Source organism: Gillisia xinjiangensis, assembly GCF_046298265.1.
Taxonomy (GTDB): domain Bacteria; phylum Bacteroidota; class Bacteroidia; order Flavobacteriales; family Flavobacteriaceae; genus Gillisia; species Gillisia xinjiangensis.
Genome location: NZ_JBKAHK010000004.1, coordinates 356410 through 383353, shown reverse-complemented (window position 1 = coordinate 383353; position 26944 = coordinate 356410). Strand labels below are relative to the sequence as shown.

General features: G+C 38.7%; 26 protein-coding genes. 17 read left to right on the top strand and 9 right to left on the bottom strand.

The window, feature by feature from the left end; all coding sequences use genetic code 11:
- Nucleotides 1-6 precede the first annotated feature (6 nt).
- Nucleotides 7-666, bottom strand: a complete 660-nt coding sequence (locus ACKGJN_RS09190; RefSeq protein WP_409539192.1) for a YceI family protein — start codon at nucleotides 664-666, stop codon at nucleotides 7-9.
- Nucleotides 667-826: 160 nt separating this feature from the next.
- Here ACKGJN_RS09190 and ACKGJN_RS09185 point away from each other — a divergent pair, with 160 nt between their 5' ends.
- From ACKGJN_RS09185 to ACKGJN_RS09155, 7 genes are all read left to right on the top strand, one after another.
- On the top strand, nucleotides 827-1414 hold the full coding sequence (locus ACKGJN_RS09185) for a nucleotide exchange factor GrpE (protein WP_409539191.1): 588 nt from the start codon (nucleotides 827-829) through the stop codon (nucleotides 1412-1414).
- Nucleotides 1415-1452: 38 nt separating this feature from the next.
- Complete coding sequence (dnaJ, locus tag ACKGJN_RS09180) at nucleotides 1453-2577, top strand: molecular chaperone DnaJ (RefSeq protein WP_409539190.1); 1125 nt, start codon at nucleotides 1453-1455, stop codon at nucleotides 2575-2577.
- A gap of 455 nt (nucleotides 2578-3032) precedes the next feature.
- Nucleotides 3033-3962: an ABC transporter ATP-binding protein gene (locus tag ACKGJN_RS09175; protein WP_409539189.1), complete on the top strand. Its 930-nt coding sequence runs from the start codon at nucleotides 3033-3035 to the stop codon at nucleotides 3960-3962.
- Complete coding sequence (locus ACKGJN_RS09170) at nucleotides 3955-5253, top strand: ABC transporter permease (protein WP_409539188.1); 1299 nt, start codon at nucleotides 3955-3957, stop codon at nucleotides 5251-5253. Before ACKGJN_RS09175 ends, ACKGJN_RS09170 begins: the two co-directional genes overlap by 8 nt.
- A gap of 3 nt (nucleotides 5254-5256) precedes the next feature.
- Nucleotides 5257-6183: a mechanosensitive ion channel family protein gene (locus ACKGJN_RS09165; RefSeq protein WP_409539187.1), complete on the top strand. Its 927-nt coding sequence runs from the start codon at nucleotides 5257-5259 to the stop codon at nucleotides 6181-6183.
- Entirely contained in the window at nucleotides 6176-7081 is a 906-nt protein-coding gene (locus ACKGJN_RS09160; RefSeq protein WP_409539186.1) for a DUF6268 family outer membrane beta-barrel protein, read from the top strand. The genes ACKGJN_RS09165 and ACKGJN_RS09160 overlap by 8 nt, the downstream gene beginning before the upstream one ends.
- Nucleotides 7081-8247, top strand: a complete 1167-nt coding sequence (locus tag ACKGJN_RS09155; protein ID WP_409539185.1) for a sigma-54-dependent transcriptional regulator — start codon at nucleotides 7081-7083, stop codon at nucleotides 8245-8247. Before ACKGJN_RS09160 ends, ACKGJN_RS09155 begins: the two co-directional genes overlap by 1 nt.
- A 42-nt stretch (nucleotides 8248-8289) precedes the next feature.
- Here ACKGJN_RS09155 and ACKGJN_RS09150 read toward each other — a convergent pair whose 3' ends face one another.
- Nucleotides 8290-8877, bottom strand: a complete 588-nt coding sequence (locus tag ACKGJN_RS09150; protein ID WP_409539184.1) for a hypothetical protein — start codon at nucleotides 8875-8877, stop codon at nucleotides 8290-8292.
- Nucleotides 8878-9053: 176 nt separating this feature from the next.
- Here ACKGJN_RS09150 and ACKGJN_RS09145 point away from each other — a divergent pair, with 176 nt between their 5' ends.
- The 5 genes from ACKGJN_RS09145 (at nucleotide 9054) to ACKGJN_RS09125 (ending at nucleotide 13963) form a co-directional block, all read left to right on the top strand.
- Nucleotides 9054-9941 carry a PPK2 family polyphosphate kinase gene (locus ACKGJN_RS09145; RefSeq protein WP_409539183.1) on the top strand — a complete coding sequence of 296 codons (888 nt, stop codon included), beginning with the start codon at nucleotides 9054-9056 and terminating at the stop codon, nucleotides 9939-9941.
- Nucleotides 9942-10050: 109 nt separating this feature from the next.
- Nucleotides 10051-11445: a M20/M25/M40 family metallo-hydrolase gene (locus ACKGJN_RS09140; RefSeq protein WP_409539182.1), complete on the top strand. Its 1395-nt coding sequence runs from the start codon at nucleotides 10051-10053 to the stop codon at nucleotides 11443-11445.
- A 219-nt stretch (nucleotides 11446-11664) separates the two neighbouring features.
- A complete protein-coding gene (locus ACKGJN_RS09135; RefSeq protein ID WP_409539181.1) occupies nucleotides 11665-13050 on the top strand; it encodes an MATE family efflux transporter in 1386 nt (461 codons plus the stop codon).
- A gap of 106 nt (nucleotides 13051-13156) precedes the next feature.
- Nucleotides 13157-13384, top strand: coding sequence for a hypothetical protein (locus ACKGJN_RS09130; RefSeq protein ID WP_409539180.1), 228 nt, complete (start codon nucleotides 13157-13159; stop codon nucleotides 13382-13384).
- A gap of 3 nt (nucleotides 13385-13387) precedes the next feature.
- Nucleotides 13388-13963: a phosphatase PAP2 family protein gene (locus tag ACKGJN_RS09125; RefSeq protein WP_409539179.1), complete on the top strand. Its 576-nt coding sequence runs from the start codon at nucleotides 13388-13390 to the stop codon at nucleotides 13961-13963.
- On the opposite strand, the gene ACKGJN_RS09120 is transcribed toward ACKGJN_RS09125, so the two are convergent.
- From ACKGJN_RS09120 to meaB, 4 genes are all read right to left on the bottom strand, one after another.
- Entirely contained in the window at nucleotides 13944-15578 is a 1635-nt protein-coding gene (locus ACKGJN_RS09120) for an ArnT family glycosyltransferase (RefSeq protein ID WP_409539178.1), read from the bottom strand. The two genes, ACKGJN_RS09125 and ACKGJN_RS09120, sit on opposite strands and share 20 nt — an antisense overlap.
- Nucleotides 15565-16191 (bottom strand): lipid-A-disaccharide synthase N-terminal domain-containing protein, encoded by a 627-nt coding sequence (locus ACKGJN_RS09115; RefSeq protein WP_409539177.1) that lies wholly within the window; start codon nucleotides 16189-16191, stop codon nucleotides 15565-15567. Before ACKGJN_RS09115 ends, ACKGJN_RS09120 begins: the two co-directional genes overlap by 14 nt.
- Nucleotides 16192-16305: 114 nt before the next feature.
- Nucleotides 16306-17025, bottom strand: coding sequence for a glycosyltransferase (locus tag ACKGJN_RS09110; RefSeq protein ID WP_409539176.1), 720 nt, complete (start codon nucleotides 17023-17025; stop codon nucleotides 16306-16308).
- Nucleotides 17015-18100 (bottom strand): methylmalonyl Co-A mutase-associated GTPase MeaB, encoded by a 1086-nt coding sequence (gene meaB, locus ACKGJN_RS09105; protein WP_409539175.1) that lies wholly within the window; start codon nucleotides 18098-18100, stop codon nucleotides 17015-17017. The genes ACKGJN_RS09110 and meaB overlap by 11 nt, the downstream gene beginning before the upstream one ends.
- 105 nt (nucleotides 18101-18205) lie before the next feature.
- On the opposite strand from meaB, the gene ACKGJN_RS09100 reads away from it, so the two are divergent.
- Entirely contained in the window at nucleotides 18206-18634 is a 429-nt protein-coding gene (locus ACKGJN_RS09100; RefSeq protein ID WP_409539174.1) for an organic hydroperoxide resistance protein, read from the top strand.
- Nucleotides 18635-18650: 16 nt separating this feature from the next.
- Here ACKGJN_RS09100 and ACKGJN_RS09095 read toward each other — a convergent pair whose 3' ends face one another.
- The gene (locus ACKGJN_RS09095; protein ID WP_409539173.1) at nucleotides 18651-19241 is read right to left on the bottom strand and encodes a DUF2911 domain-containing protein; all 591 of its coding nucleotides are present in this window, start codon (nucleotides 19239-19241) and stop codon (nucleotides 18651-18653) included.
- Nucleotides 19242-19566: 325 nt separating this feature from the next.
- Here ACKGJN_RS09095 and ACKGJN_RS09090 point away from each other — a divergent pair, with 325 nt between their 5' ends.
- Genes ACKGJN_RS09090 through ACKGJN_RS09075 form a run of 4 tightly spaced genes read left to right on the top strand, consistent with a single transcriptional unit; the run spans nucleotide 19567 to nucleotide 22771 of the window.
- Nucleotides 19567-20106, top strand: coding sequence for an RNA polymerase sigma factor (locus ACKGJN_RS09090; RefSeq protein ID WP_409539172.1), 540 nt, complete (start codon nucleotides 19567-19569; stop codon nucleotides 20104-20106).
- Entirely contained in the window at nucleotides 20090-20689 is a 600-nt protein-coding gene (locus tag ACKGJN_RS09085; RefSeq protein WP_409539171.1) for a hypothetical protein, read from the top strand. The genes ACKGJN_RS09090 and ACKGJN_RS09085 overlap by 17 nt, the downstream gene beginning before the upstream one ends.
- Nucleotides 20670-22055, top strand: a complete 1386-nt coding sequence (locus ACKGJN_RS09080; protein WP_409539170.1) for a hypothetical protein — start codon at nucleotides 20670-20672, stop codon at nucleotides 22053-22055. Before ACKGJN_RS09085 ends, ACKGJN_RS09080 begins: the two co-directional genes overlap by 20 nt.
- 23 nt (nucleotides 22056-22078) lie before the next feature.
- Nucleotides 22079-22771, top strand: coding sequence for a peptidoglycan DD-metalloendopeptidase family protein (locus tag ACKGJN_RS09075; protein WP_409539169.1), 693 nt, complete (start codon nucleotides 22079-22081; stop codon nucleotides 22769-22771).
- Between the two features lie 155 nt (nucleotides 22772-22926).
- Here ACKGJN_RS09075 and ACKGJN_RS09070 read toward each other — a convergent pair whose 3' ends face one another.
- A complete protein-coding gene (locus tag ACKGJN_RS09070; protein ID WP_409539168.1) occupies nucleotides 22927-23409 on the bottom strand; it encodes a DUF4199 domain-containing protein in 483 nt (160 codons plus the stop codon).
- Between the two features lie 114 nt (nucleotides 23410-23523).
- Entirely contained in the window at nucleotides 23524-26886 is a 3363-nt protein-coding gene (secA, locus tag ACKGJN_RS09065; RefSeq protein WP_409539167.1) for a preprotein translocase subunit SecA, read from the bottom strand.
- Nucleotides 26887-26944: the final 58 nt, after the last annotated feature.

The following is a 26944-nucleotide window of genomic DNA, read 5'->3' as shown; positions in this document are numbered from 1 at the left end:
ATTCTATTAAGCTTTTTTCGCTTTCAAATTAAGTGTAAGAATGATATCATCATTGATGAATTTATCGCCAAGCCCGTCAAATACAGATTTAGATCCGTAATTCACATTCCATTCTGTACGATCAATTGTGAAAGGCTCACTTGTTAGTTCGATTGCATCTTCAGATTGATTAATAGTAACAGGAAATTCAATGTTTTTGGTTTCTTCCTTCATAGTAAGATTTCCCTGTAACATTGTTTGTCCGTTCACTTGGTTTACACCAGTTACCTCAAAAGTTGCTTCCGGAAATTGGTTTACATTAAAAAAGTCACCTTCTTTACCTTCAACAGTTCCTTTTAAATGGCTTTCCAGGTCGTTTTTATCATCGCCCTCAAGATCTGTAACATTGATTGAAGTCATAGAAATAACAAAAGTTCCACTTTCAATAATGCTGTCATTTGCTTTGAAGGTTCCGTTTTTCAACTGAATGGTTCCTGTGTGAGTTCCGGTTGGTTTGTTCCCTTTCCACTCAATTACGGAAGCAGTAGTATCTACAGCATATTCCATAGCTTCTTCATTTGCAGTTGCTACTTCTTTAGCATCTTCTGAAGTTTTATCATTTTTACAACCTACGGTTGCCATTGCAATACCTGCAATCATAAAAACGTTTAAAATTGTTTTTTTCATCTTAATTTAATTTTAAATTTTGAATAAGCGGCAAAAGTACCATATCTGTTCGTAGAAAACCCTTAAACATATATTAATTCTTCTATGGTGACATTTTGACATTTTTATATAATTGGCAGTAATTTTGACCTGTGTGAATCACATCAAATCTTGAAAAGAAATGAATAAAAATAAAGATAATAATCCTACTGAAAATAATAACGAACCAAATCAGGATCCTTCAATAAAAGATCAGGTAGAGGAACTTTTGGATGATGCTATTGAGGAAGTAGAGGAGCAGGATGAGGAAGGAACCCTTTCAGAAGCAGAGCAATTGAAGAATGATCTTGAAAAAGAAAAGGATAAATTCCTGAGGTTGTTCGCAGAATTTGAAAATTATAAGAGACGGACTTCCAAGGAAAGACTGGAATTGTTTAAAACCGCTAATCAGGAGGTAATGACAGCAATGTTGCCTGTATTGGATGATTTTGACAGAGCTCTTGTTGAAATAAATAAGGCTAAGGATAAAAACCTGTTGAAAGGGGTGGAGCTTATTCACAATAAATTCAGGGAAACTTTGAAAAACAAAGGCTTGGAAGCCATGAATACTGAAAAGGGTGAGACCTTTGATGCTGATATTCACGAGGCTATAACTCAAATTCCTGCGCCTTCCGAAAAACTTAAAGGCAAGATAGTTGATGTCGTTGAGCGTGGTTACAAACTTGGCGAGAGAATTATTCGCTTTCCTAAAGTGGTGATTGGGCAGTAAGCCTGAGGGAAAACACTTAGAACATACAAAACAAAGAAATGAAACAGGATTATTACGAAATATTAGGCATAAGCAAAGGCGCAACAACAGCTGAAATCAAGAAAGCATATCGCAAGAAAGCTATTGAGTTTCACCCCGATAAGAATGAAGGAGATGCTCACGCTGAAGAAATGTTTAAGAAAGCAGCCGAGGCTTACGAAATCTTGGGTAATGAAGAAAAGCGTGCCAAATATGATCGTTTTGGTCATCAGGCCTTTGAAGGTGGTGGCTTTGGCGGTGGCGGAATGAACATGGATGATATCTTCAGTCAATTTGGGGATATTTTTGGCGGTGGCTTTAGCGGCGGCGGCGGAGGGTTCTCCGGTTTTGGTGGCGGATTTGGTGGCGGTCAACGCAGGGTTAAGGGAAGCAATTTAAGGATTAGGGTTAGTTTAACCCTGGAAGAAATTGCCAATGGAACCGAAAAGAAAATCAAGGTCAAAAGAAAGATAAGAGCAGAAGGAACAACCTATAAAACCTGTACTACCTGTAATGGTAGTGGCCAGGTTACAAGGATTACAAATACAATTTTAGGAAGAATGCAAACCGCTTCTCCCTGTACTGCCTGTGGAGGTGCCGGTCAAATTATAGATAAAAAACCAGCCGATGCCGATGCCCAGGGACTTAAAGTTCAGGAAGAAACCGTTTCAATCAAAATTCCAGCGGGAGTAGAAGACGGAATGCAACTTAAAGTTACCGGAAAAGGAAATGATGCGCCCGGAAACGGAGTTCCCGGAGATTTACTGGTAGCTATTGAAGAGAAAGCACATGCAAGCCTTCAAAGAGAAGGAGATAACCTGCATTATGATCTCTATATCAGTTATTCAGAAGCCGCTCTTGGCGCTTCCAGGGAAATTGACACCGTTACCGGAAAAGTTAGGATTAAAGTTGATGAAGGCGTGCAATCCGGTAAGATATTACGCTTGCGCGGAAAAGGTATCAGCAACTTGAATGGATACGGAAAGGGAGATCTTTTGGTCCATGTAAATGTATGGACACCAAAAACACTGAATAAAGAACAACGCGATTTCTTTGAAAGAATGGCCACCGATGAGAATTTTATTCCGAATCCTGAAAAAGGTGACAAATCATTTTTTGAAAAGGTGAAAGATATGTTTTCTTAATTTTGAGAATCATGTTATATAATTTTTATATATTTGGGTATCACTAAAAGCTTTAGTGATAATTTTTCTTTTTCATAGCAATTTTTTTTCCCATCCTCGATTTATTTTGGGGATGGGTTTTTGTTTTAATTCAGTCATTGCGGGTTTAACCCGTGGGCTTGCCCTGAGGTTTTGATTAAACAAACCTTACTTTTTTGAGTTTTTCAACTATACTCATACTTAAAGTATTCTGAAAAAATAGAAATCATACCTAAATTTTTTTTAGTTAATTAAAATCAAGTCTTGGTTCTTGATTCTTGCAGTTACGCCAAAGGCGGAACGATCTTTACTCTTTACCGGACATTACTGTTTTTAACTAAAATGATGAAACCTGGTTGACTTAAAAATAGAAAAAACAACCAAAAAAAAAGCTGATTTAGGCCTATTTCAATATATTTACGAAATAATTTTATTTTATGGATAACCTTTTGGTGGCAGAAAACATTTCGAAACAATTCGGCGATTTTACCGCCCTCAATAATGTTTCCATCACAATTCCCAAAGGCAGTATTTTTGGCCTGTTAGGTCCGAATGGTGCCGGGAAAACCACTTTTATCCGGATTATAAATCAAATTACCATGCCAGATAGTGGCAGGGTGATTTTAGACGGAAGCCCCCTTCATCCCGATGATGTTAGGAAAATTGGTTATTTGCCGGAAGAACGTGGATTGTACAAATCCATGAAAGTTGGAGAGCAGGCATTATACCTTGCAAGGCTTAAAGGATTAAGCAAGGCAGAAGCTAAAGAGCAACTAAATTACTGGTTTAATAAGCTTGGAATGACAGGTTGGTGGGACAAGAAAATACAGGAACTTTCCAAGGGAATGGCCCAGAAGGTTCAGTTTGTAATTACGGTGCTCCATAGGCCTAAATTGCTCATTTTTGATGAACCCTTCAGCGGATTTGATCCAGTAAATGCAGATATTATTAAAAATGAGATCCTTCAGCTTAGAGAGGAAGGGGCTACGATCCTGTTTTCTACGCACCGTATGGAAAGTGTGGAAGAACTTTGTGATTATATGGCATTAATCCACCAATCGAATAAATTGCTGGATGGCAAAGTAGACGATATTAAGCGGAAGTATAAATCCAATACTTTTGAAGTGGGCTTAACTACGGTTGATGAAAACCTGCTTTTAAACGAATTAAAGGCGAAATTCAAAATAGGAAAAGCGAATTTTAAAAGTATCACCGATGATTTAAAAGTTAGTATTCAGCTAAAACCAGAGGAATCTGCAAATGACCTGTTGCAGTATTTAATCTCTAAAGCACAGGTGAATCACTTTGTGGAAGTGATTCCTTCAGTAAATGATATCTTCATTAAAACAGTTACCAAAAATGCGTAATCTTAAATTGATTATCCACAGGGAATATCTTGCCAGGGTGCGAAATAAAACCTTTGTGGTAATGACTTTCTTAAGTCCGTTGATCCTTGTGGGAATGATCTTTTTGGTGGCTTACCTAAGTAGCCTTAACACCAGCGCAATTCATACGATTGCCGTCAATGACCAGAGTAAATTATTTGAAAATGAATTTAAGGATTCCAAAACGCTTCGTTTTATAAACCTTTCGGGAATACCCCTGGAAGATGCGAAGCTTATAGTGGAGGAAAAGGAATATTCCGGTTTGTTGTTCATCCCGGAAAAGGATACCAATGTTGAAATGGCAAAATCTGTTATGTTTTATGGAAAGGAATCTCCGGCCTTGGGGATTTTACAGGAAATAGAACGCGTTATTACAGATAAACTAACCAAAAGAGAGCTCATTTCACGTGGAGTGGATATTTCACAAATAGAATCGGCAGAAACACAGGTGAGCATACAGATCCAAAATTTTGAAGGACAACGCACTTCCAAAATGTCCAATTACATCAAGATGTTTTTTGGAGGTGCTGCAGGCTATCTTTTAATGATGTTTATAATCATTTACGGAAATATGGTGATGCGCAGTGTTATTGAGGAAAAAACAAACAGGATTATAGAAATTATAATTTCCTCGGTAAAACCAATGCAGTTAATGCTGGGGAAGATTCTGGGAACTTCCCTGGCAGGACTTACTCAATTTGCGATTTGGGTTGTGCTGGGTGGAATCTTTATAACTGTTGCGGCATCTGTTTCTGGTTTGAATTTGGCTTCGCCGCCACCAATGGCTCAGGAAGGTGTGGATCAAATGTTAAGCGGTGAAATACAGCAACTTATCGTTGATGTCACCAATTTACCAATGGGAACTTTATTGGTCTCATTTCTTATCTATTTTATTGGAGGGTATTTTCTTTATAGTGCCATATATGCAGCTATAGGTGCAGCGGTAGATTCTGAAACCGATACCCAACAATTTATGATCCCTATTATTCTTCCACTGATGTTGGGGATCTATGTTGGTTTTTTCTCGGTGATAGAAAATCCACACGGCTCGGTTTCCACTATATTTTCCATGGTCCCGTTAACTTCGCCAATCGTGATGCTTATGCGTATTCCTTTTGGAGTGCCATGGTGGGAACTGGCTGCGTCCATTATTTTGTTAATTATTACCAATGCAGGAGTTTTATGGCTGGCAGCAAAAATATACAGGGTTGGAATTTTAATGTACGGAAAAAAGCCCTCTTACAGGGAACTTTATAAATGGCTTAAATATTAAAGGATGCAAAGCGGAGTAGAACAGGTTAAGGAAATAATTGAAGAAAGTATTTGGGAAAATATTCTCGAATTTTTCAGGATTACTCTTTTGAGTTTTGAAAATGGTGATTCTGTTATAAAAATTACAGTGGGACTTGTTCTTCTGGTAATAGCTGTATTTTTTATAACCAGTATTGTTTTGAGGGGAACACGAATGCTTCTCACCCGAAACATGGAAGGTGCAGATAAACATAAATTTATAAGCATCTTTAAATTCATAAAATACCTCACTTATCTTATTGTTGTAATTATCACTATAAGTTCTGCAGGCATCGATATTACAATACTTTTAACAGCCTCGGCAGCATTATTTGTTGGTTTAGGTTTAGCTTTGCAGGATCTTTTTAAGGATATTATTGGAGGATTATATATAATCGTAGATAAAACTTTATTGATTGATGATATTGTAGAAATAGAGGGGAGAGTAGGGAGAGTGATTGAAATAAAATTGCGAACCGCAAGAATTTTAACAAGGGATGACAAAGTGATGGTTGTTCCAAATCATAAATTCATAACAGATATTGTTTTTAATTACACCCAAAATCATCAATCGACCAGGGAATTTGTAAAAGTGGGAGTGGCATATGGAAGCGATACATTGAAGGTGAAAACTATATTACAAGAATGTGCCATGGAGCAAAGGGGAATTGTAAAAAAACCAGATCCCTTTGTGCTTTTTGAAGACTTTGGGGATTCTGCTTTGATCTTTGCGCTTCATTTTTTTGTAACCGATAGTTTTGTGGATCCTAAAATAAAAAGTCAGCTTCGGTTTAAGATCGATGAAAAATTCAGATTGAATAATATCAGCATTCCATTTCCACAAAGAGATGTACATATGTTTTACCCTAACAACCCTAACAACCCTAATAAAATTAAATCGGCAGATGAATAGATTGTTTTCCGTGTTTTTTGTGTTCTTCTGTTTGGGAACCGGTATATTATCTTATGGTCAAAGTACAGACCTTGCAAGAATCGAATACACCTACTTTCCACAGTCAAATTCAGATAATTCCTTTAGAAGATTTCGCAGTTTTGTGAATTTTCCAATTAAGTTGAACGAGAAAGACGCCTATTTGGTTCCTGGAATTGAATATGAAAACATCAATTTAAAATATGAAGATCCGGCTCTGTTTGCAAGAAATGAACTGGAACGTTTCCAGTCCTTTACGTTTAGCCTGGGATATACATTTAAAATAAATGAAAAATGGCGTTTTGGGACAAATGCAGGTGTGAAAGTGGCTTCGAATTTTGAAAGAAATGATGTTATTGCAGATGATTTGATTTATACAGGAGGAGTTTATTTCATAAATACAAAGGAAGATGATCGGTATATGGAACCTGTACGCCTTATTCTGGGGTTGCACTATTCTACGACTTCCGGGATTCCTTTTCCCTTGCCGGTTATAAACTATTACAAACGATTTCAGCCAAATTGGGCCTATGCGTTTGGTGTGCCAAAGACCAGTTTAAAATATTTTATCAATGAAAAAAACACGATTCAGGGATTTACCAGTTTGGATGGATTTTTCGCAAATGTTCAAAATAATTTTGATGTAAATCCTACCAATACTTCCGCAAAAGATATTGCTGAAAATATTTCAATGACTATATTGCTTGCCGGAATTGGGTATGAACATAAAATCACAGATAATCTGTCATTTTTTATGTATGCAGGACATACTTTAATTAACAATATCAGGTTAAGGGACGATGAGCTTGAAAAGGTATATATCATTAACGAGGCAAATTCATTTTGTGGCCGTGGAGGTTTAAAATTTAGCATATTATAATGGCAAAAATATTAGTAATAGAAGATGAGGCATCAATACGCCGCGTACTTATAAAAATTCTTTCTGAAGAAAACAGTTCTTACTATGTCGATGAAGCAGAAGATGGATTGGCAGGAATAGAAAAATTAAAAGAGGAGGATTTTGATCTCATTCTTTGTGATATAAAAATGCCGAAAATGGATGGTATTGAAGTATTGGAAGCGATCAAGAAAATAAAACCTGAAATTCCCGTGGTGATGATTTCCGGGCATGGAGACCTGGATACCGCAGTAAACACCATGAAACTGGGTGCTTTTGATTATATCTCAAAACCACCGGATTTAAACAGGTTGCTCAACACAGTGCGCAATGCACTGGATAGAAAAGAGCTTGTGGTTGAAAATACCCGCCTTAAAAAGAAAGTGAGTAAAAATTATGAGATGATAGGTAATTCCACCGAGATCACCAGGATCAAGGAGATCATCGAAAAAGTTGCACCTACAGATGCCCGTGTTCTCATCATGGGGCCAAATGGAACGGGAAAAGAACTTGTTGCGCACTGGATACATCAAAAAAGCCAACGATCTAATGGGCCAATGGTAGAGGTGAACTGTGCAGCAATCCCTTCAGAATTGATAGAAAGTGAATTGTTTGGCCACGTGAAAGGAGCCTTTACCTCCGCGGTGAAAGACCGGGCAGGGAAATTTGAAGCCGCAAATGGGGGAACAATTTTTCTGGATGAAATTGGGGATATGAGCCTCTCTGCACAGGCAAAAGTTTTACGTGCCCTGCAGGAGAATAAAGTTTCCAGAGTGGGAAGCGATAAAGACATCAAAGTAGATGTTCGTGTGATTGCTGCTACCAATAAGGATCTTAAAAAAGAAATTGAGGAAAAGAAGTTCAGGGAAGATCTTTTTCACAGGCTCGCGGTAATTTTAATTCAGGTGCCGCCTTTAAATGAACGCAGGGAAGATATCCCTTTGCTGGTTGAGTTTTTTGCACAGAAGATCGCAGAAGAGCAAGGCACCAATAAAAAAGAGTTCACCCAGAATGCTATCAGTCTTTTAAAAGAATATGACTGGACCGGAAATATCCGCGAATTGCGGAACGTTGTGGAACGTCTTATTATTTTGGGCGGTAATAAAGTTACCGAAGAGGATGTGAAACTCTTTGCCAGCAAAGCCTAAATATTAGGTTTCAAAAGATATGTTCTACATTAGGTATTACTCTTACTTCTTGAGCACCGGCGGGATATATCTCAGGAAATACATTGTATCTCCACTGGGATGTTGCCATTTATTGAAAAGTTCAAATCCAAATCTTTGATATACAAGGGCATTTTGTCTCATTCGTGTTTCAGCATATAACGGAAGGTTGTATTCCACAGCCTGACGGTAAAATTCATCTTTCATCTCCTTTCCCGTCTGGGTATCTGCTCCCCTTGCATCTGCCAAAATTCCCCAGAACCAGCAATATAAATACTCTCCTTCTTTAGGTCGCTGATTTTTAATGTATTTCTGGCTTTTTAAAATATTCATAGCCTTTTTAAAACCAGTAACATTAATTAAAAGACCGAGTTGTTCGGGAATTTCTGCCCAAAAATTATCATCCTTCCTGCTTGTTTTAAACAAGATAGCGATCCCTTTTTGGTTTTTAGAAATTATTAGTGCGTCTTTTTTCAGGGCCTTTTCTACCATATGTGTGGCCAGGTAATGAAAGCGTTTGTCTTTTTTAGAGTCGTCTTTAACGATCTCCATGGAAGTAGGGATTTCTTTCAATAAAAGTGCTACCTTCTCTATAACTTCTTCTTTTTTCAAGCTGATTTGATTTAACTGCGAATATAAAAAATTATATCTTTTTAAGTTGTGTATCTTTAGGATCAAAAGGTTTTATAAGAAATAACCAGCCCGGAAAATGGCTCAACCTGAATAAAATTAAGGTAATTTCTTTAGATAAGAACTAGAAAATATTAAAAATTAAAACTTGATCCCCGATGAAAAAACCGAATTCAAAACAATTTTTAGCTTCCGGAAAAATAAATCTAAAGGATTTTCCAACCTCGTTCTCGCTTGGTGTAAAGGAGAAAACAATCGAGAAAAAACTTGCGAAAATCAGGGTGGAACTTGCCGATTGGCAGGATGTTATGTACGCTCATGGTAAATATTCGGTTTTGATATGTTTACAGGGAATGGATACCGCCGGAAAAGATAGCCTCATACGTGAGGTCTTTAAGGATTTAAATGCCCGTGGAGTCGTGGTGCATAGCTTTAAAGTTCCCTCTTCATTGGAGTTGAAGCACGACTTCTTATGGAGACATTACATCGCCTTGCCGGCAAGGGGGAAATTTGGTGTTTTTAACCGGACACATTATGAAAATGTGCTCGTTACCCGGGTGCGCCCCGAATATATTCTTAATGAAAACTTGCCTGATATAAATAAAGTCGAGGATATAACCGAGGATTTCTGGGAAAAGCGATTTGAAGACATCAGGAATTTTGAAAAACATATCTCCCGGAATGGAACTATTATTTTTAAGTTCTTTTTGAATATTTCAAAAGAGGAACAACGCCAACGCTTGTTACGTCGGCTTGATAAAGCAGATAAAAATTGGAAATTTTCCCCTGGTGATCTTAAAGAACGGAAATTATGGGATGATTACCAGGGGTATTATGAGGATGCAATTTCCCGGACTTCCTTTTCTCATGCTCCCTGGTATATAATCCCTTCCAATGATAAGGCCACTGCCAGATATCTAACAGCAAAGATCATTCTGGAAGAACTTGTTAAATATAAAGACGTTCAGGAACCGGAGTTGTCTCCCGATATTTTAAAAAACCTTTCGGAATACAGAGAGCAACTTCAAAAGGAATATAAACCCTGATAGATTGCTTTAATCCCTCATTGAGGATTTAACTTTTTGGCTTGCCCCAAGACTCTTGATTCCTGTTAAATTTGTAATTTATCTTTTACATTTAAATCCCCATTTTCCGATGAAAATAATATCACTTCTTTTTTTATTTATTGGTTTTTCCTTTTCTTCAATCGCTCAGTCTACTCAAAATGCTGAAGATTCACTAAATATTCGAACCGTATATGATATGGCATTGCTTAATGGGCAGGCTTATAGCTGGCTGGATCATTTGTCAAATGAAATAGGGCACAGGCTTTCAGGCTCAACGGGTGCTCAGCGGGCTGTGGAATACACTAAAAAGGAATTGGAAAAACTAGGCCTCGATAGCGTTTGGCTGCAACCTGTAATGGTTCCAAAATGGGTTAGGGGGGCTAAGGAATATGCTTATGTGGAATCAGCTCCGGGCAGCACAAGAGATGTCAATATTACCGCTTTGGGAGGATCTGTGGCTACTTCAAAGGAAGGTACAAAGGCAGAGGTGCTGGAAGTGCAGGGTATTGAAGATCTTGCAAGGTACGGAGAGGGCCAGATAAAAGGAAAGATCGTTTTTTATAACCGCCCAATGAGAGCAGATATAATCAATACTTTTGAAGCCTATGGGGGTTGTGTAGATCAGCGCTATTCCGGAGCCGCAGAAGCTGCAAAATATGGTGCGGTAGGGGTGATAGTACGATCTGTAAACCTTCGACTGGATGATTTTCCACATACCGGAACTATGAGTTATGGGGAGCTTCCTGTTTCTGAAAGGATTCCTGCTGCAGCAATAAGCACAAATGATGCTGAATATTTAAGCGGACTTTTAAAGATCCAAAAAGATATAAAACTATATTTTAAATTGAATTCGGAGCAATTTCCGGATGTTGAATCTTATAATGTGATTGGAGAAATTACAGGAAGTGAATTTCCTGAAGAGATTATTATGGTAGGAGGACATCTTGATTCCTGGGACATGGGAGATGGTTCCCATGATGATGGTGCCGGAGTGGTACAATCCATGGAGGTGCTACGCCTCTTAAAAGAAATGGGAATTAAGCCAAAACGCAGTATTCGGGTGGTATTATTTATGAATGAGGAAAACGGCCTTCGCGGCGGAAATAAATATGCTGAGGTGGCAAAAGAAAAGAATGAAAATCACATTTTTGCTTTGGAAAGCGATTCCGGTGGATTCACTCCCAGGGGTTTTTCCTTTGAAGCAGATAATGCCCAATATGCACAAATAACCAGCTGGAATGAGCTGTTTAGGCCATATCTTATTCATCAGTTCGACAGGGGCGGAAGCGGTGCCGATATCGGTCCATTGCGCGGAGGATCAACCGTTTTGGCAGGATTGCGCCCAGATTCGCAACGGTATTTCGATCATCACCATTCAGATAATGATACTTTTGAACATATTAACAAAAGGGAATTGGAACTTGGTGCGGCTACCATGACTTCGCTCATTTACCTGGTAGATAAATATGGGATAAAAGAGTAGTGAGTAGTAAAATTTGAGATATGAGAGGAATTTACGGGGATTAATGTTGATTGGTAGGGATTCTTCCTCGCCCAAAAGCTCGTTCAGATGACAAAAAAACCACCTTGGCATTCATTCTGAACTCAGTGAAGAATCCCGCGCACTTAGGGAGCAAATTAAAACCGATTTCAATTTCCGGCCTGTCAAATCCTGTTATCTTTGCAGCTTAAAAATTAAGAATTGCAATTAGCAGCCTACACAAGAGAATTTCAGAAAAATCTTCACATAGCCTTCCCCGTCATGATGGGGCAACTGGGTCATGTGCTGGTTAGCCTGGTAGATAATTTAATGATAGGTCAATTGGGAGCTGCACCCCTGGCTGCAGTATCCCTGGGGAATAGTCTTGTTTTTATTGCGCTTTCCCTGGGAATAGGATTTTCCTTTGCAATCACCCCGCTTATTGCCGAGGCGGATGGTGCCGGAGATATTGAAAAGGGAAGAAGCTATTTTCATCACGGTATTATGATGTGCGCCGTGAGTGGAATCTTTTTATTTTTGATATTGTTACTGGCGAAACCTATTTTATATCATTTAAACCAGCCGCCGGAAGTGGTGGCTCTCGCGATCCCATATCTTGAAATTGTGGCTTTTTCAATGATCCCGCTTATGATATTTCAGGCATATAAGCAATTTGCCGACGGACTGTCACAAACCAAATATTCCATGTACGCCATCCTGATCTCCAATGTGGTGAATGTGGTATTTAATTATCTGCTCATATACGGAATCTGGATTTTTCCAAGGCTGGAACTTCGGGGAGCGGCAATAGGGACCCTAATTTCACGATTTTTTATGTTGTGGTTCATTTGGGAGATCCTTCGCAGAAAGAAAAAATTCAGAAATTATTTTATCTGGAGCAAAAAGGAGCTTCTTAAGATTTCTATTTTTAAGCACCTTCTCGCACTTGGGTTTCCTACCGCTTTACAAATGTTTTTCGAGGTAGCGATCTTTGCCGGAACCATCCTTCTGGCAGGAACCCTGGGTACCAATCCGCAGGCGGCAAATCAAATAGCGCTTAACCTGGCTTCTATGACCTACATGATCGCGGTAGGATTGGGAGTTACTGCAACAATACGGGTTGGAAATCAAAAGGGCTTGAAAAATTATAAGGATTTAAGGCGAATTGCACTTTCAACATTCTTATTGGTATTTTTGATCGAGGCCCTGTTTGCACTTGGATTTATTTTATTGAAAGACTGGTTGCCCACCCTATATATAGACAATAGCGAAGTGATCATTCTGGCGGCTCAATTATTGATTATCGCAGCATTATTTCAGTTAAGCGATGGGTTACAGGTCGTGATCCTGGGAGCTTTAAGAGGCCTGCAGGATGTGAAGATCCCAACACTTATTTGTTTTATCGCCTATTGGATCATAGGATTTCCGGTTTCAATTTATTTTGGAAAAGCAGATCAACTCGGGAGCATGGGAATTTGGTTGGGATTGTTGGTTGGATTGTCTGCTTCAGCGATATTATTGTATTTTAGGTTTAATTATTTAAGCAGAAAATTAATTCTGAAGGAAGAGCTGGTTTTTTCAGCGGCTACTTCAGGAACTGAAAAATAAAGCAAAGTAGGCTACAACGGTATTTCCAGCCTTTCAAAAAAAATTCAGAAACGATTATAATTAATAAGTATTACTATTAAATTTACCAAATAAACAATAAGAAATTATGGATTTCCCGAAATTCCTTTTAGGTGATAACACCGATTATCCCGATGCTATTTTTGTTATACACACAGAATATCCCCGTTTTATAATCAATCTTGAAAATGATGATGTAGAGTGGCTGGAAGACTTTGATCAAAGTGATGAAAAAGAATTGGCAACTCTTGCTGAGGATTTGATCACTGAAGCCAGTGAGTTTTATGACAGGGAAGTTTCCCGTTATGAGGATTAAAGAATGATTGAAAAAATCCTTGAATTAGACGCGAAGTTATACCTGTATTTAAATAATCTTGGAAATCCTGCCTGGGACTGGTTCTGGTTATTGATCACAGATAAATGGACGGCAATTCCCCTTTATGTGCTGTTATTGTACCTTATTTTTAGAAGATACGGGGTGAAAGGAACCGCGATTTCATTGGTTATGATCGCTTTGCTAATCACCTGTACAGATCAACTTGCGAATGTTTTTAAAGACGGATTCGAGCGCCTAAGGCCTTGCAGGCAGGAAGGCATAATGGAATATGCAAGATATATCGCGGTACGCTGCGGGCGGTTTGGATATTTTTCGGCCCATGCCGCCAGTTCTTTTGCATTGGCGATCTTTGTAGGGTTGATCTTGAAAAAAGCCTATCCCAAGTTGATCTATATGATGCTTTTCTGGGCGCTGGTGGTAAGTTACAGTCGCATCTATGTAGGGGTTCACTATCCACTCGATGTGATTACCGGGATGCTTATTGGTGCTTTTTTAGGATATCTGTTCTATCTGCTACAGGTTTATTTGATTCGGAAATTTAAGGTTGTTTTTTCCTAACGATATAAAAATCCCTCATCAATCTTGAATTGCTTCCTTTGGAAATAGTTGGATTGAGATCCAGGGTTCCTTGAAATTCCAGAATGCAGTTTTTAAATGCTTCTTGCTGGTCTTTATCACCATGAGCTATCAGTACCCCGAATTTTTCTTCTGACTTGGATATGTCTTCCGGGCTGGCTATTACAGGGATAGGCTTTCCATATTCCCAGATCAATTCCGGGAGCATCCCAACGGCATCATATAACACCAGGTTTTCTTCCTCCATGAGGTCTTTTAGATTGGAGATGTTAGGGGTATTTCTGTCCGGATCTATGAGTTTTGTCAGGGGAAAGCCAAGGAGGATAATGAAAAGAATCATGGTTGCCTGTAAACTGAAAAGCAGTTTTATCCTGGATTTTATCATTCCGAAGATAAACAGGGCACCAAGAGCGATCATACCAAGGCTAAAACCAACATAAACAAAGCTTTTTTCCAGGACTACCGCTCCCAATGCATAATAAAGTATTGCCGGAGCAGCAAAAGCGATGAGTGTAAGGAGTATGAAATTTAAATAGACAGGAAAGCGTTCTGTTTTACTGAAGTTATGCCTGAAATTCTTTATAACAACTTCCACGTAAAAGGCCGTAGTAACAGCCAGGGGAATTAATACCGGCAACAAATAGCGGCTTTTCTTTTCAGGAATAATGGATAGTAGAACCACAGAGATAAGGGTCCATAAAAGGTAAAATTGATAGGCTTTTAAATTGGATACTTTGCCTTTTAAATACCAATAAAATAACCCAAGCAATGCCGGAATTGTCCAGATGCCGCTTTGGGTGAAAAAACTCCAGTAATACCAAATTGGCCGAACGTTATAATTAAACCAGCGGGAACTTTCCTGGGTGGCGATTTCGGCAAATGCCGCAGGATCATAATAATGAACGTAAACCGTCCACCAGGAGCCGGAAATAAGGCCGGTAAGAATAAAAATCAGGTATAATTTCCAATTTTTTCCGGGCTGTTTAAATTTATAAATCACCCCATAACTTATAAGAAAAGGAAGAAATAGAGCATAGAGCGAAACCGGCCCTTTGCTCATAAGAGAGGCGCCAAAGAATAAACCTGCAACAAATGCATACAGAATGTTCTTTTTTTCTGAAGTGAGCATCAGGACAAAAAAGTAGCAACAAGCTACCATAAAGCTGTGTGTGAAAATATCCCATTGCCCGTCCCTTCCGGAAAATACAATATAAAAGGAAGTCATCAATATCACACTCGCTCCAAAGGCAAATGATTTTTTGATATTGAGCCTTAATTGAAATTTGTAAAAAATGACTACCAGGAATATCGATGTTAAAGCGGCTGGTAATCTGTAAGCAAACAGGTTTTCCAATCCGAATAATCCTGCTGAAATTGCAGTTAACCAGGTGGGAAGCGGTGGTTTTTCATAACGTGGCAGCTCATTCATCGTGGTAAAGATCCAGTTTCCGTGAGTGAGCATTTCCCGCGCCGCAATAAAATTACGGGCTTCCATGATATTTACAAACAAAGCATCGAGATTTACTAAAAACAGCAATAACCCCAATAAGATAAGAAGGGGTAAATATGGTAAATTTCTGGAATTATATTTTGACATATTTTTGACTTATAATAATATTTCTGATATAGATAAAACTTCCCATAATATGACCTATAAATAAAACCGGATCTCTTCGGAAAACAGCATATATAAGAATAAGCAAGGATCCTATAATGCTTAGAATCCAAAAACCCAATGGAAGGACAGATTCCTTAATTTTTTCTGAATAGATCCATTGATAAATAAAGCGAAAATTGAAAATTATCTGCGCTGTGATACCCAGGATCAATAACCAAAATGGAATCATTTCATTAAAAAAAAGATTTTGAAGGTCGTAGGTGTTGTTATTGTAAGAATATATGACGATTAATATTGGGAACAGATATAAAAATATTCGAAATATTTTAGGAAGCCTTTTCCATTCTCCCTGTAATTGCAGATTGCGAATATAAATAAAGTAGGTAAGTGCCTGGCCAAGCATAATAGAAAAATCATCCCTTAAATAGCCGTAAACAAAAAGAAGGAACGAAGCGATTAGACTAAGTTTCCAAAACATGGATGGGGTTAATACCTTCTTATGTTTTTCGGAAATAAACCATTGCAGGATTAGCCTGCTGGAAAACAATAGTTGAGCCGCAAATCCTATGCTGTAAATTTGCCAGCTACTCATCTTTTTGTATCACTTTAAAGTTAAAACAGGTTTTTAACATCCATAGAAGCGGAAAACAAATTCCGAATGGATTTTTAAAATGAACAGACTTCAGGGTATTGAATTGCAGCAACTTTAATAGAGTTTTTTTTCTTTGATGTTATAGCGGATATAGGTTTTTTTCATCCAAATATATCCGAAGCAATCTATAAGGGGGCCCAGGAATCTGTTTTTAAATGAGTACTTGGAAACGCCTTCCAGCCTTGGATAGTGGGGTATGGGTACTTCCTTGATCTTTCCATGCTGCAAAAGTATCATGGCAGGAATAAATCGCTGAAGTCCGGAAAACATCGGGATTTGCTTGGCGTAATGACTGTCCATGACCTTTAGCGGGCATCCGGAATCGTGAATTTGATCCTGGATTAAAAGTCCGCGTATCCCATTTCCTATCAGGGAAGAGATCTTCTTTATCCCGGTATCTTTTCGGTCTTTTCGCCAGCCGGTTACGAGTTGATAATCCTTTGTAAACGGGAGCAATTTTTCAAAATCTTCGGGATGGGTCTGTAAATCGGCATCCATATAACCAACGAGTGGAGATTTTACCGCTTCAAAGCCTGCCTTAAGGGCGGCGCCTTTTCCGGAGTTTTCAGAAAATATTATTGAATAGATATGTTCATTCCGGTTAGAAATTTCCTGGATTAGCTCTGTACTTCCATCGGAAGATCCGTCATCCACTAAAATAGCGCAGGTTTTTAGGGATGCATCTTGAAAATAAGCGTTCAAAAGTTGCTCTAACCTATTCAAATTGCCCAATTCATTGTACACCGGAACAATTATGGTAAAATCATAATTCATTATGCAAGTTTAGTAAAAGTTTAGCTGCTGCAAAGGGAGTGGTTTCATTATTTTCAATCGCAGTTAATTGTTCTTTTAGAGTTTTTTTAATATGTGGATCCTGATAAAATCGCTGCTTTAAATGTTCGTTGATGGTTTGCAATAACCAGAATTTATTTTGTTTCTGCCGGTTCTTTTCAAAGAACTCATTCTTTTTTGTAAGCTTCAGATATTCACTTATCATCTCCCATACATCGGTTATGCCGGTATTTTCTATCGCACTGCAAAGGGAAACTTTGGGTTGCCAGGTGCTTTCTTTAGGCGGATATAAATGAAGTGCCCTGTTAAATTCAAGCCGGGCTTCCCGGGCAGCTTTCAGGTTCTCACCATCGGCTTTGTTGATCACGATGGCATCGGCCATTTCAATAATTCCGCGTTTTATTCCCTGCAATTCATCTCCGGCTCCGGCTAATTTCAGAAGAAGGAAAAAATCGGTCATACTATGGACGGTAGTTTCGCTTTGACCAACTCCAACGGTTTCTATCAAAATAACATCAAAACCTGCCGCTTCACATAGAATTATGCTTTCGCGGGTTTTTCTTGCAACCCCGCCCAAAGAATCTCCTGATGGGGATGGGCGGATAAAGGCATTTTCCTCGGTAACCAGGTTTTCCATCCTGGTTTTATCTCCCATAATACTTCCATGAGAAACCGAGCTGCTTGGGTCTACGGCCAAAACCGCTACTTTTTTGCCTGATTTTACCAGGAAGCTTCCAAAGGCTTCAATGAAAGTGCTCTTTCCAACCCCGGGAACTCCTGTGATACCAATCCTAATAGATTTGTGTGCATAAGGAAGGCAGGATTCTATAAGTTTTTCTGCTTTTTGCTGATGTGTGGGCAGATTGCTTTCCACAAGCGTGATCCCTCTTCCAAGCGCTGTTTTATTCCCGGAAATCAACAAATCTTTGAGCTCTTCACCTGAAAATTGCTTTTTTCGGGAAGCTTTGATCTTCTGAATAGAACCTGCGTTCACATGCGGGAAAGCAGGAGTGCTTTCTGATTGATTAAGGGCAGATTTACTGGAGGACTTGGTCAAAAGTGATTCTTTATTTTAGGACAAATTTATGAATAGTTGTGCTGATAGCCTCTTCTTAAGATAGTATATTTCAAAACTATATAAAGTTAAACAAAAATTAGTAAGATGAAGACATTGTACAAAGCTAAGGTTACCACAGAAGGAGGAAGGGAAGGTCATTTGAAAAGTGATGATGGCATTCTTGATATGAAACTAAGTTTGCCTAAAAGTATGGGTGGAAAAGGAGAGAAACTCACCAATCCAGAGCAACTTTTTGCAGCCGGATATTCTGCCTGTTATGGAAGTGCTTTACAGGTAGTGGCTAAAAAACATAAAGTAGATCTTGGAGATTTTAATGTAACCGCAACGGTTGGGATTGGGAAAACAGAGGAAGATGATCTGCAATTATCAGTAATTTTGGATACCTATATCCCGAATATAGATATTGAAACCGGAGAAAAACTGGTAAATGAGGCGCATGAGATTTGCCCTTACTCAAGAGCAACCAGGGATAATATAGATGTTACCCTTAACCTGATGCTGGACGAGGAGTAATAATAAATTTAAAAAATTATTTTGAAAAAAGAAGCGCGCTTTGTGCTTCTTTTTTTGTTTTAATAGGTACTTCAATTTTGGTGGTGTCCCAGGCAATTTTCAGGAAAACAAGCTCATTGTATTTTTCAAAATAGATACTAAACTGTTCCAGGGTATCTTTAAGTTTTAAGGTTGGAGCCTCCAGGATTAAAACGTCAAATTGAGGATCCCGGTATGCTTTTCCATCCAGATCGATCCCCCAGGGATACATTTGGGAATTGAAGATCACTTTCCAGGAATCTTCCATAGGGATTGTCCATAAGGTGTATTTTCCCGCCTTTAAAACAGAGCCGTCCACCAAAAGTTCTTCATTGGTTAAAAATGTAGTGGCCTCATTGGCACCCGTTCTCCAAACTTCTCCATAAGGAACCAATCCCCCAAAAATTTCCCGCTCTTTCTTGGAAGGCCTGTTGTAAAAAACCTCAAGTTCCAGGGATTCATCCTGGTAGACAACCGTTTCCTCCGGACTATGAGCTTTAACAGCATATTCCTTAAAAAATAAACCGCCCATAATTATTACTAGAATAATCCCGGCGATCTTTAATATCAATTTATATCTTTTACTCATTTTCTTAAGCTTATTTCAGCAATCATTTAATTCCCAAAAGTATGCCAAATCTTTCAGGATCAAAGATATCGTATCTGATATTAATTAAACTTCAGATAGTCTGATATTCAATATTTTATATCGCAGAATATGTGGAGGAAACCCCGGGTTTCAGAAAGCCAGTTAATTCAATTGGTGCTCCACGTCAGACCCACTATTTATTTATAAAAACCTCAGGACGACACTTTTTAAATTTATCAAATCAAAATAATTTGAGTGATTTTTGCAACAGAAGGATATTTTTATCGTCTTTTAATTAACCAGCTAACCAAAAGCTTATTTTCCAATGGATCTGATTATAGAAAAATGCCGGGGCAATGACAGGAGAGCACAATTGGAACTCTATAACCGCTACAGTGAAGGAATGTTCATAGTTGCCCTTAGATTTTTGAAAGATCCTTTTGAAGCTGAAGATGCGATGCAGGAAGCATTTATAAAAACCTTCCTGAAACTGCATCAGTACAATGGAGAAGTGGCTTTTGGAGCCTGGCTAAAGCGGATTGTAATCAATAAATGTATAGATAAGCTGAAATCCAAGAAAATGGAGCTCGTGGCTTTAAATGAACACATAATAGGAACGGTTGAAGAAGATGAGGATTGGCAGGTGGAAGACGGAATTAGTCTTCAGGAAGTAAAACAATGCATAGAATCATTGTCGGAGCGGTATAAATATCCGTTGATTTTATATCTAACAGAAGGATATGATCACGAAGAGATCTCAGAGATTTTATCTATAACTCAGGTGGCTTCACGTACACTGATACATAGGGGAAAAAGAAAATTACAGGACGAATTAAAAAAATTGAAAAATGGCACAGGATATTAGGGAACTGTTTAAAAACGATAATTTCCAACCAACCGAGAAATTGAGCAAGGGTCACCAAAAACGTTTTGAGTCTAAGCTGGATAAAGCATTGCCTCCTGCCAAAGGGAGTTTTTATTTTTACCGGAAGATCGCTGTGGTACTCATAGTTGCTTTAGGAGTCGGGTTTTTCCTCTGGAATACTTCAGGAAATTCTGGAAATGAAATTCAACTCGTTGATACTTTGAAAGAAGAAGATACCCTGAGGGTAACTCAGGAAAAAAGATTTCAGTTAAGTGATGTTTCCCCGGAATTTAAGAAGATCGAAAATTATTATCTGGCCGGAATCAATTTAGAACTGGCAAATCTTGGGATCAATAACGACAATAAAGCGCTTATAGATGCTTTTATGCTGGAGCTGGAAGAACTCGATAAGGAATATCAACGACTTAATACAGAGTTGAATGAAACCGGCCCCAATGAGCAAACCATTGAAGCTATGCTGTCCAACTTACAACTTAGACTTGACTTGTTACGTAGGTTAAAAATCAAATTAAACGAAATCAAAAAATCTAAAACCGATAGTTATGAAAACCTTAAGGCATAATTCCTTCATTATCTTGTTGCTCCTTGCGTGTACAACGACATTTTCTCAATCCAAAAAACTTGAAAATACCTATAACACCAATAAAGATGTAAAGGTAAATATCGACTCCCGGCATACAAGGGTTATTATAGAACATTGGAATAAAGATCAGGTTTCAATAGAAGCCCTGCTGGATTCAAAAAACCTTAATCCGGAGGAAGCCAAAATACAACTGGAATCCTGGAATTTGGAAACTTCCGGAGATCTTCGCGAAGTGAACATTACTTCAGGCGGTGGTGTTTCCTGGAGCAAAGAAATGGATATGGCCGGTTTTGGAGAAGCTATGGGGAGTCTACAACTATTGATCGCTCCCATAATGACCGAAATGGTCGCTCCAATGATGGAAAATCTTGCAGAAAATCCACCACTCCCTCCAGATTTTGCTTCCAAAATGGGAAATCTTAATTTCGATTATGAAGCCTATCAAAAGGATGGAGAAAAGTATATGAAAAAATGGGAGAAGCAGGTGGAAAACAATTTCGGAAAGGACTTTGAAAAGTCCATGGAAAAATGGGCAGCGCAGTTTGAAAAGAATGCAGCAGTCTGGGAGAAAAATATAGAAAAGAAAATGGCCTTGAATGAAGGGAAATTCGAAGCGCAAATGGAACAATGGGCCGAGAATTTTGGTTCGAAAATGGAACAATTAGGAGAAAGAATAGCAAATGATATGGAGTTGAAAGAAAATTCTGTGGCTCCAAAAAGCCCAAATTCCGGAAAGCCAAGGACTACTGTGCGCACGCTCAGGATCAAGGTTCCTGCCAATGCCAGGTTAAATTTGGAAGTGCGTCATGGGGAAGTTAAAATTGGACAACGCACAAATAACCTGAAAGCCAATATTTCCCACAGTAAATTTTCAGCAAATATAATAGATGGCGAAAATACGGAGGTAAAAGTATCTTATTCCCCAATTACTGTTTCCCAATGGAATTACGGGGTTTTGAATACCAGTTATGTTCAGGATGTTGTGATTGATAAAGCGAAAAGTATTAAACTCACCTCTAACTCAAGCGATGTGAACATAGGGGAGATAACAGAAATAGCTATCTTATCGGGTACTTTTGGAGAACTAAGTATAGGGAAGCTTCATCCGGATTTTAAAAATCTTGATGTTACGCTTAAAAACAGCGATTTAAGGTTTTCTTTGCCCGATGCTGCCCTGAATTTTAACTACAACGGAACTCAAAGCAGCATAGAGTATCCTAAAGTTGGCACTGTAAAAGCAACCAAATCTTATGACAAGCAAATGTTGAACGGTTTTTATAAAGCTACCAGCGGAAAAAGAAGTATTTCCATTAACGCAAGTTTTAGTAAAATTGAAATAAAATAAGTTATTTTTGAAAAAAAGAACTTATGCCTAATACCAGATTTACCGATTTTATAAAAGAATGTACCTCAGACTTTACACCTGTATTAGATACTAAATTTAAGCAGAAGGATTATGCGCATATTGACTTGTCTGAAGTAAGCGAGGAATTAAAGAACATTGAAATCCCTTCCTCTGGCGAAATTCAAAAAGGCATAGATTCTTTTTTATCCAAAAAGAAGGCAAAAGTTGCCTATGGCGGATATAATGAAAAAAGAAATTTTTACGAGCGGAGTTTTATTTTTAACGACGAAAAAACAGAATCGCCCAGAAATATCCATATTGGGTTAGATTTTTGGATTGAAGCCGGAACCGCTGTTTTAGCACCTCTGGATGGAACAGTTCATAGTTTTCATGATAATGAGGGTATGGGGAATTACGGACCTACTATTATTTTAGAACATTTGATAGGGGAACGAATGTTTTATACGCTCTATGGGCACTTAAGCCGGAAATGTATTAAAAATCTCTGTTTTGGGCAAATTGTGGAAGCTGGGGATAAAATAGGGGACCTGGGTTCTACAAAAGTGAACGGAGATTATGCGCCGCATCTTCATTTTCAAATAATTCACGATTTACAGGGTTTTAATGGGGATTATCCCGGAGTGGTAGCCAAGCAAGATCTTGAATTGTACCTTGAAAATTGTCCGGATCCGAATTTATTACTGAAGATTAGTTAGATTTTCTTAAAATATTTTCCTTCGGATAATTCGGGACATACCTTGTGGCCTGCCACGGGGTTTTTGATTTATAATTTCCAGTCTTCAGTTTTTGGCTGAATACCTGGAAAGCAAAATATACATTTCACTATCCATTTTATAACATTTAACTTAAACTATTCCTTTTTAGTACGTATTATCCAGGCTACAATGGCTGAGGTTACTACTCCCATTACCAGCGCCCAGGAAGTTCCCTGGATCATGTAAGATGTTAAACCAAATAAAGCTTCTGCATCATTGCGGTTCATCCTGTTATTTTCAACACTATACTCGATGATGTTGCTGAAATATTCCGGACTTATAACTTCGTGTGTTATATAAAGTGAAAGCGGCGTAAGCAAAGTTATGATAACGGTGACCAGTATTCCCGAAACAAATCCCTGACGCCAGGTGATCAATCCGTCATAGAAATTTTTTCTTTTATCCCTCAGTGCCAGAAAATAGATCAGGATAGCCAAAATTCCGAAGAGATTGGTGTAAAGTGGATGTTTATCTATGTTCTCTGAATGCCATCCCATTGCTTTTTCAAAAACCATCCACAATAAGCCGATGACTATAAAAATTATGGCCCATTTAATTTCGATTCGGTAATTTTTCATGGAGGATGCAATTTGTTTAGCAGCTAAATTAAGTTATAATTCAACAATTCCTATCACCAAAAGAAAAATCCCGAAGGTTCGCTTCGGGATTTTTTAAATATGTTTTTAAAACTATTATTCGGTTCCTGTTAAAACCCAATCACCTTTTTCAATGAGCGGAATAGCCTGTTTGTATTTCATGGACTTGTTTTCCCCAGTCATTACATTTTTTACGGTAACCCTATCATTTCTGCCAATTTTAGCATGTTCTCTTACAATGGTTTCGGTTACCTGCGGACGTTGCTGCTGGCGTTGTCCTGCAGCACGGCTTTGTGCGGCGCGCTCATCCAAATTCTGGATCTCTTCCTTGTTGGTTTCTACTTTCTCCCTTTGTTTGGGCTGCCGTGCTTCCTGGATATTTGGAGTGGTCCCTTCAGGGATTTCACCCTTGAATAAAAAGGAGATCACATCCCTGTTCACCTTATCCAGCATCACTTTAAATAATTCAAAAGCTTCAAATTTATAGATCAATAATGGATCTTTTTGCTCGTGAACGGCCAGCTGTACGCTTTGTTTTAATTCATCCATCTTACGCAAATGCGTTTTCCAGGATTCGTCAATGATAGCAAGGGTTATATTTTTCTCAAAATCTTTTGTGAGCTGTTTTCCTTCGGTTTCATATGCCTTTTCAAGATTTGTAACTACCTGAAGGCTCTTGTTTCCATCGGTAAAAGGAACTGCGATCCTTTCAAAGTTATTGGATGAATCTTCATAAACCTGCTTGATAATAGGAAAAGCAAGTTTGGAAGTGCGCTCCATTTTTTGCTGATAATGCTCGTAAGCTGCCTTGTAAACTTTTGCGGCGATAGCCTGAACACTCATTTTCTCGAATTCTTCTTCGGAAACAGGGGAACTCATTGAAAAATAACGGATGAGTTCAAACTCAAAATTCTTATAATCTGTACCAACCTTGTTGTTTTCTGTGATCACTTCAGAAGTGTCATAGATCATATTGGCGATATCCACTTTCAGTCTATCTCCAAATAATGCATGGTAGCGACGTTTGTAGATCACCTCTCTTTGGGCGTTCATCACATCATCATATTCCAGCAAACGCTTACGAACACCAAAGTTGTTTTCTTCCACTTTTTTCTGAGCCCGTTCAATAGACTTGGAGATCATGGAATGTTGAATCACTTCTCCTTCTTCAAGTCCCATACGGTCCATGAGCTTGGCAATCCTTTCCGAACCGAATAAACGCATCAGGTTGTCTTCCAGAGACACAAAGAACTGGGAACTTCCCGGATCTCCCTGACGACCGGCCCTACCACGTAACTGTCTGTCCACACGTCTGGAATCGTGACGTTCTGTACCAACAATGGCCAAACCACCGGCTTCCTTAACTTCTTTGCTTAATTTAATATCTGTACCCCGACCTGCCATGTTGGTGGCGATGGTAACGATCCCCGATTGTCCTGCCTGGGCAACGATATCGGCTTCTTTTTTATGCAATTTTGCGTTCAATACGTTGTGAGGAACATTTCGAAGCTTAAGCATTCTGCTCAGCAATTCTGAAATTTCCACGGACGTTGTACCTATAAGAACCGGTCTTCCGGCATTTGAAAGTTCTGTAACCTGTTCGATTACCGCGTTGAATTTTTCACGTTTTGTTTTATAAACCAGATCTTCCTTATCCTCTCTTGCGATAGGGCGGTTGGTGGGAATTTCTACCACATCCAGTTTATAGATCTCCCAAAGTTCACCGGCTTCAGTTACCGCAGTACCCGTCATTCCTGAAAGTTTTCGGTACATTCTGAAATAATTCTGAAGGGTAACCGTGGCAAAAGTTTGAGTGGCATCCTCGATCTTTACACTTTCTTTCGCCTCGATAGCCTGGTGCAGTCCGTCGCTGTAACGACGGCCTTCCATGATACGTCCGGTTTGCTCATCTACGATCTTTACCTTGTTCTCGATGACCACATATTCGGTATCTTTTTCAAAAAGCGTATAGGCTTTTAAAAGTTGTCTCATAGTGTGAATACGTTCGCTTTTTACGCTGTATTCACGAAATAACTCTTCTTTTTCCTCGGCCTCTTCTTCTTTGCCAAGACCTTTTTTTTCAATTTTGGCGATTTCCATCCCAATTTCCGGCATCACAAAGAAATCCGGGTCTTCTTTTCCGGAAAGGAATTCAATTCCCTTATCGGTAAGATCTATTTGATTGTTTTTTTCTTCAATTACAAAATACAGCTCCTCATCAACCGTTGGCATTTCCCGGTTGTTGTCTGCCATATAATGATTTTCAGTTTTTTGAAGCAGTTGTTTTATTCCGTCTTCACTCAGGAACTTTATAAGTGCTTTGTTTTTTGGCAAACCTCTGAATACTCTCAACAACTGTAATCCACCTTCCTTGGTGTTTCCGGCTGCGATTAGTTTCTTGGCTTCCGCTAAAATTTTTGTAAGATGTTGGCGCTGAACTTCAACAATATTTGCAATTGCAGGTTTCAGGACTTCAAACTCGTGAATGTCTCCTTTTGGAATTGGACCGGAAATAATCAACGGGGTACGTGCATCATCCACCAAAACCGAATCCACCTCATCTACAATAGCATAATTATGTGGTCGTTGTACAAGATCATCTGGTGCGTGGGACATATTATCCCTCAAATAATCAAATCCAAATTCGTTATTTGTACCATAGGTGATATCTGCATTATAAGCTTTTCTTCGGGCAGCAGAGTTTGGCCTGTGGTAATCGATACAATCTACGGTAAGTCCATGAAATTGAAAAATAGGCGCCATCCAGGCACTATCCCTTTTTGCAAGGTAATCGTTCACCGTTACAAGGTGAACACCTTTCCCGCTTAGTGCGTTAAGGTACATGGGTAATGTTGCAACCAAAGTTTTACCTTCCCCTGTTTGCATCTCCGCGATTTTTCCCTGGTGCATTGCCACGCCACCAATAAGCTGAACATCGTAATGTATCATATCCCAGGTGATGGGTTTTCCGGCGGCATCCCAGGAATTATTCCAGATTGCGTGATCTCCGTCAAGGTTAACATAATCTTTCTCTGCTGAAATTTCGCGGTCGAAAGCACTTGCAGTTACTTTTAGCTGTGGATTATGAAAGAATCGTTTAGCGGTTTCTTTAACCGTTGCAAATGCAGCTGGCAGGATCTCATTGAGAATAGCTTCAGAAATGCCATACATTTTTTCTTTTAAAGAATCAATTTCAGCATAGATATCCTCGTTCCGGGTGATGTCATTAGAAGCATCGGCCTCTTTGGTAAGGCTTTCAATTTGCTCTTTTATTTCCCGTGTAGCATCCGTGATCTTATTCTTGAAGAAGGCTGTTTTTTCGCGGAGTTCGTCAAGGCTAAGCGCTTCATATTCCTTTTCAAGTGCTTTGATTTTTTCAACGATGGGTTGTAATTCACTGACGTCTTTTTTGGATTTATCGCCAACAAATACTTTTAATACAGAATCTAAAAAACTCATAGTTTTTTGTGTTTTATAAAGTTCAAATGTAAGCAAAAAAAAGGCCTCAATTTTGAGA

Bases quoted from the DNA above. Each gene is read 5' to 3' on its own strand.
- ACKGJN_RS09190 (WP_409539192.1), bottom strand. From the start codon at position 666: ATGAAAAAAACAATTTTAAACGTTTTTATGATTGCAGGTATTGCAATG.
- ACKGJN_RS09185 (WP_409539191.1), top strand. From the start codon at position 827: ATGAATAAAAATAAAGATAATAATCCTACTGAAAATAATAACGAACCA.
- dnaJ (WP_409539190.1), top strand. From the start codon at position 1,453: ATGAAACAGGATTATTACGAAATATTAGGCATAAGCAAAGGCGCAACA.
- ACKGJN_RS09175 (WP_409539189.1), top strand. From the start codon at position 3,033: ATGGATAACCTTTTGGTGGCAGAAAACATTTCGAAACAATTCGGCGAT.
- ACKGJN_RS09170 (WP_409539188.1), top strand. From the start codon at position 3,955: ATGCGTAATCTTAAATTGATTATCCACAGGGAATATCTTGCCAGGGTG.
- ACKGJN_RS09165 (WP_409539187.1), top strand. From the start codon at position 5,257: ATGCAAAGCGGAGTAGAACAGGTTAAGGAAATAATTGAAGAAAGTATT.
- ACKGJN_RS09160 (WP_409539186.1), top strand. From the start codon at position 6,176: ATGAATAGATTGTTTTCCGTGTTTTTTGTGTTCTTCTGTTTGGGAACC.
- ACKGJN_RS09155 (WP_409539185.1), top strand. From the start codon at position 7,081: ATGGCAAAAATATTAGTAATAGAAGATGAGGCATCAATACGCCGCGTA.
- ACKGJN_RS09145 (WP_409539183.1), top strand. From the start codon at position 9,054: ATGAAAAAACCGAATTCAAAACAATTTTTAGCTTCCGGAAAAATAAAT.
- ACKGJN_RS09140 (WP_409539182.1), top strand. From the start codon at position 10,051: ATGAAAATAATATCACTTCTTTTTTTATTTATTGGTTTTTCCTTTTCT.
- ACKGJN_RS09130 (WP_409539180.1), top strand. From the start codon at position 13,157: ATGGATTTCCCGAAATTCCTTTTAGGTGATAACACCGATTATCCCGAT.
- ACKGJN_RS09125 (WP_409539179.1), top strand. From the start codon at position 13,388: ATGATTGAAAAAATCCTTGAATTAGACGCGAAGTTATACCTGTATTTA.
- ACKGJN_RS09120 (WP_409539178.1), bottom strand. From the start codon at position 15,578: ATGTCAAAATATAATTCCAGAAATTTACCATATTTACCCCTTCTTATC.
- ACKGJN_RS09115 (WP_409539177.1), bottom strand. From the start codon at position 16,191: ATGAGTAGCTGGCAAATTTACAGCATAGGATTTGCGGCTCAACTATTG.
- ACKGJN_RS09110 (WP_409539176.1), bottom strand. From the start codon at position 17,025: ATGAATTATGATTTTACCATAATTGTTCCGGTGTACAATGAATTGGGC.
- ACKGJN_RS09100 (WP_409539174.1), top strand. From the start codon at position 18,206: ATGAAGACATTGTACAAAGCTAAGGTTACCACAGAAGGAGGAAGGGAA.
- ACKGJN_RS09095 (WP_409539173.1), bottom strand. From the start codon at position 19,241: ATGAGTAAAAGATATAAATTGATATTAAAGATCGCCGGGATTATTCTA.
- ACKGJN_RS09090 (WP_409539172.1), top strand. From the start codon at position 19,567: ATGGATCTGATTATAGAAAAATGCCGGGGCAATGACAGGAGAGCACAA.
- ACKGJN_RS09085 (WP_409539171.1), top strand. From the start codon at position 20,090: ATGGCACAGGATATTAGGGAACTGTTTAAAAACGATAATTTCCAACCA.
- ACKGJN_RS09080 (WP_409539170.1), top strand. From the start codon at position 20,670: ATGAAAACCTTAAGGCATAATTCCTTCATTATCTTGTTGCTCCTTGCG.
- ACKGJN_RS09075 (WP_409539169.1), top strand. From the start codon at position 22,079: ATGCCTAATACCAGATTTACCGATTTTATAAAAGAATGTACCTCAGAC.
- ACKGJN_RS09070 (WP_409539168.1), bottom strand. From the start codon at position 23,409: ATGAAAAATTACCGAATCGAAATTAAATGGGCCATAATTTTTATAGTC.
- secA (WP_409539167.1), bottom strand. From the start codon at position 26,886: ATGAGTTTTTTAGATTCTGTATTAAAAGTATTTGTTGGCGATAAATCC.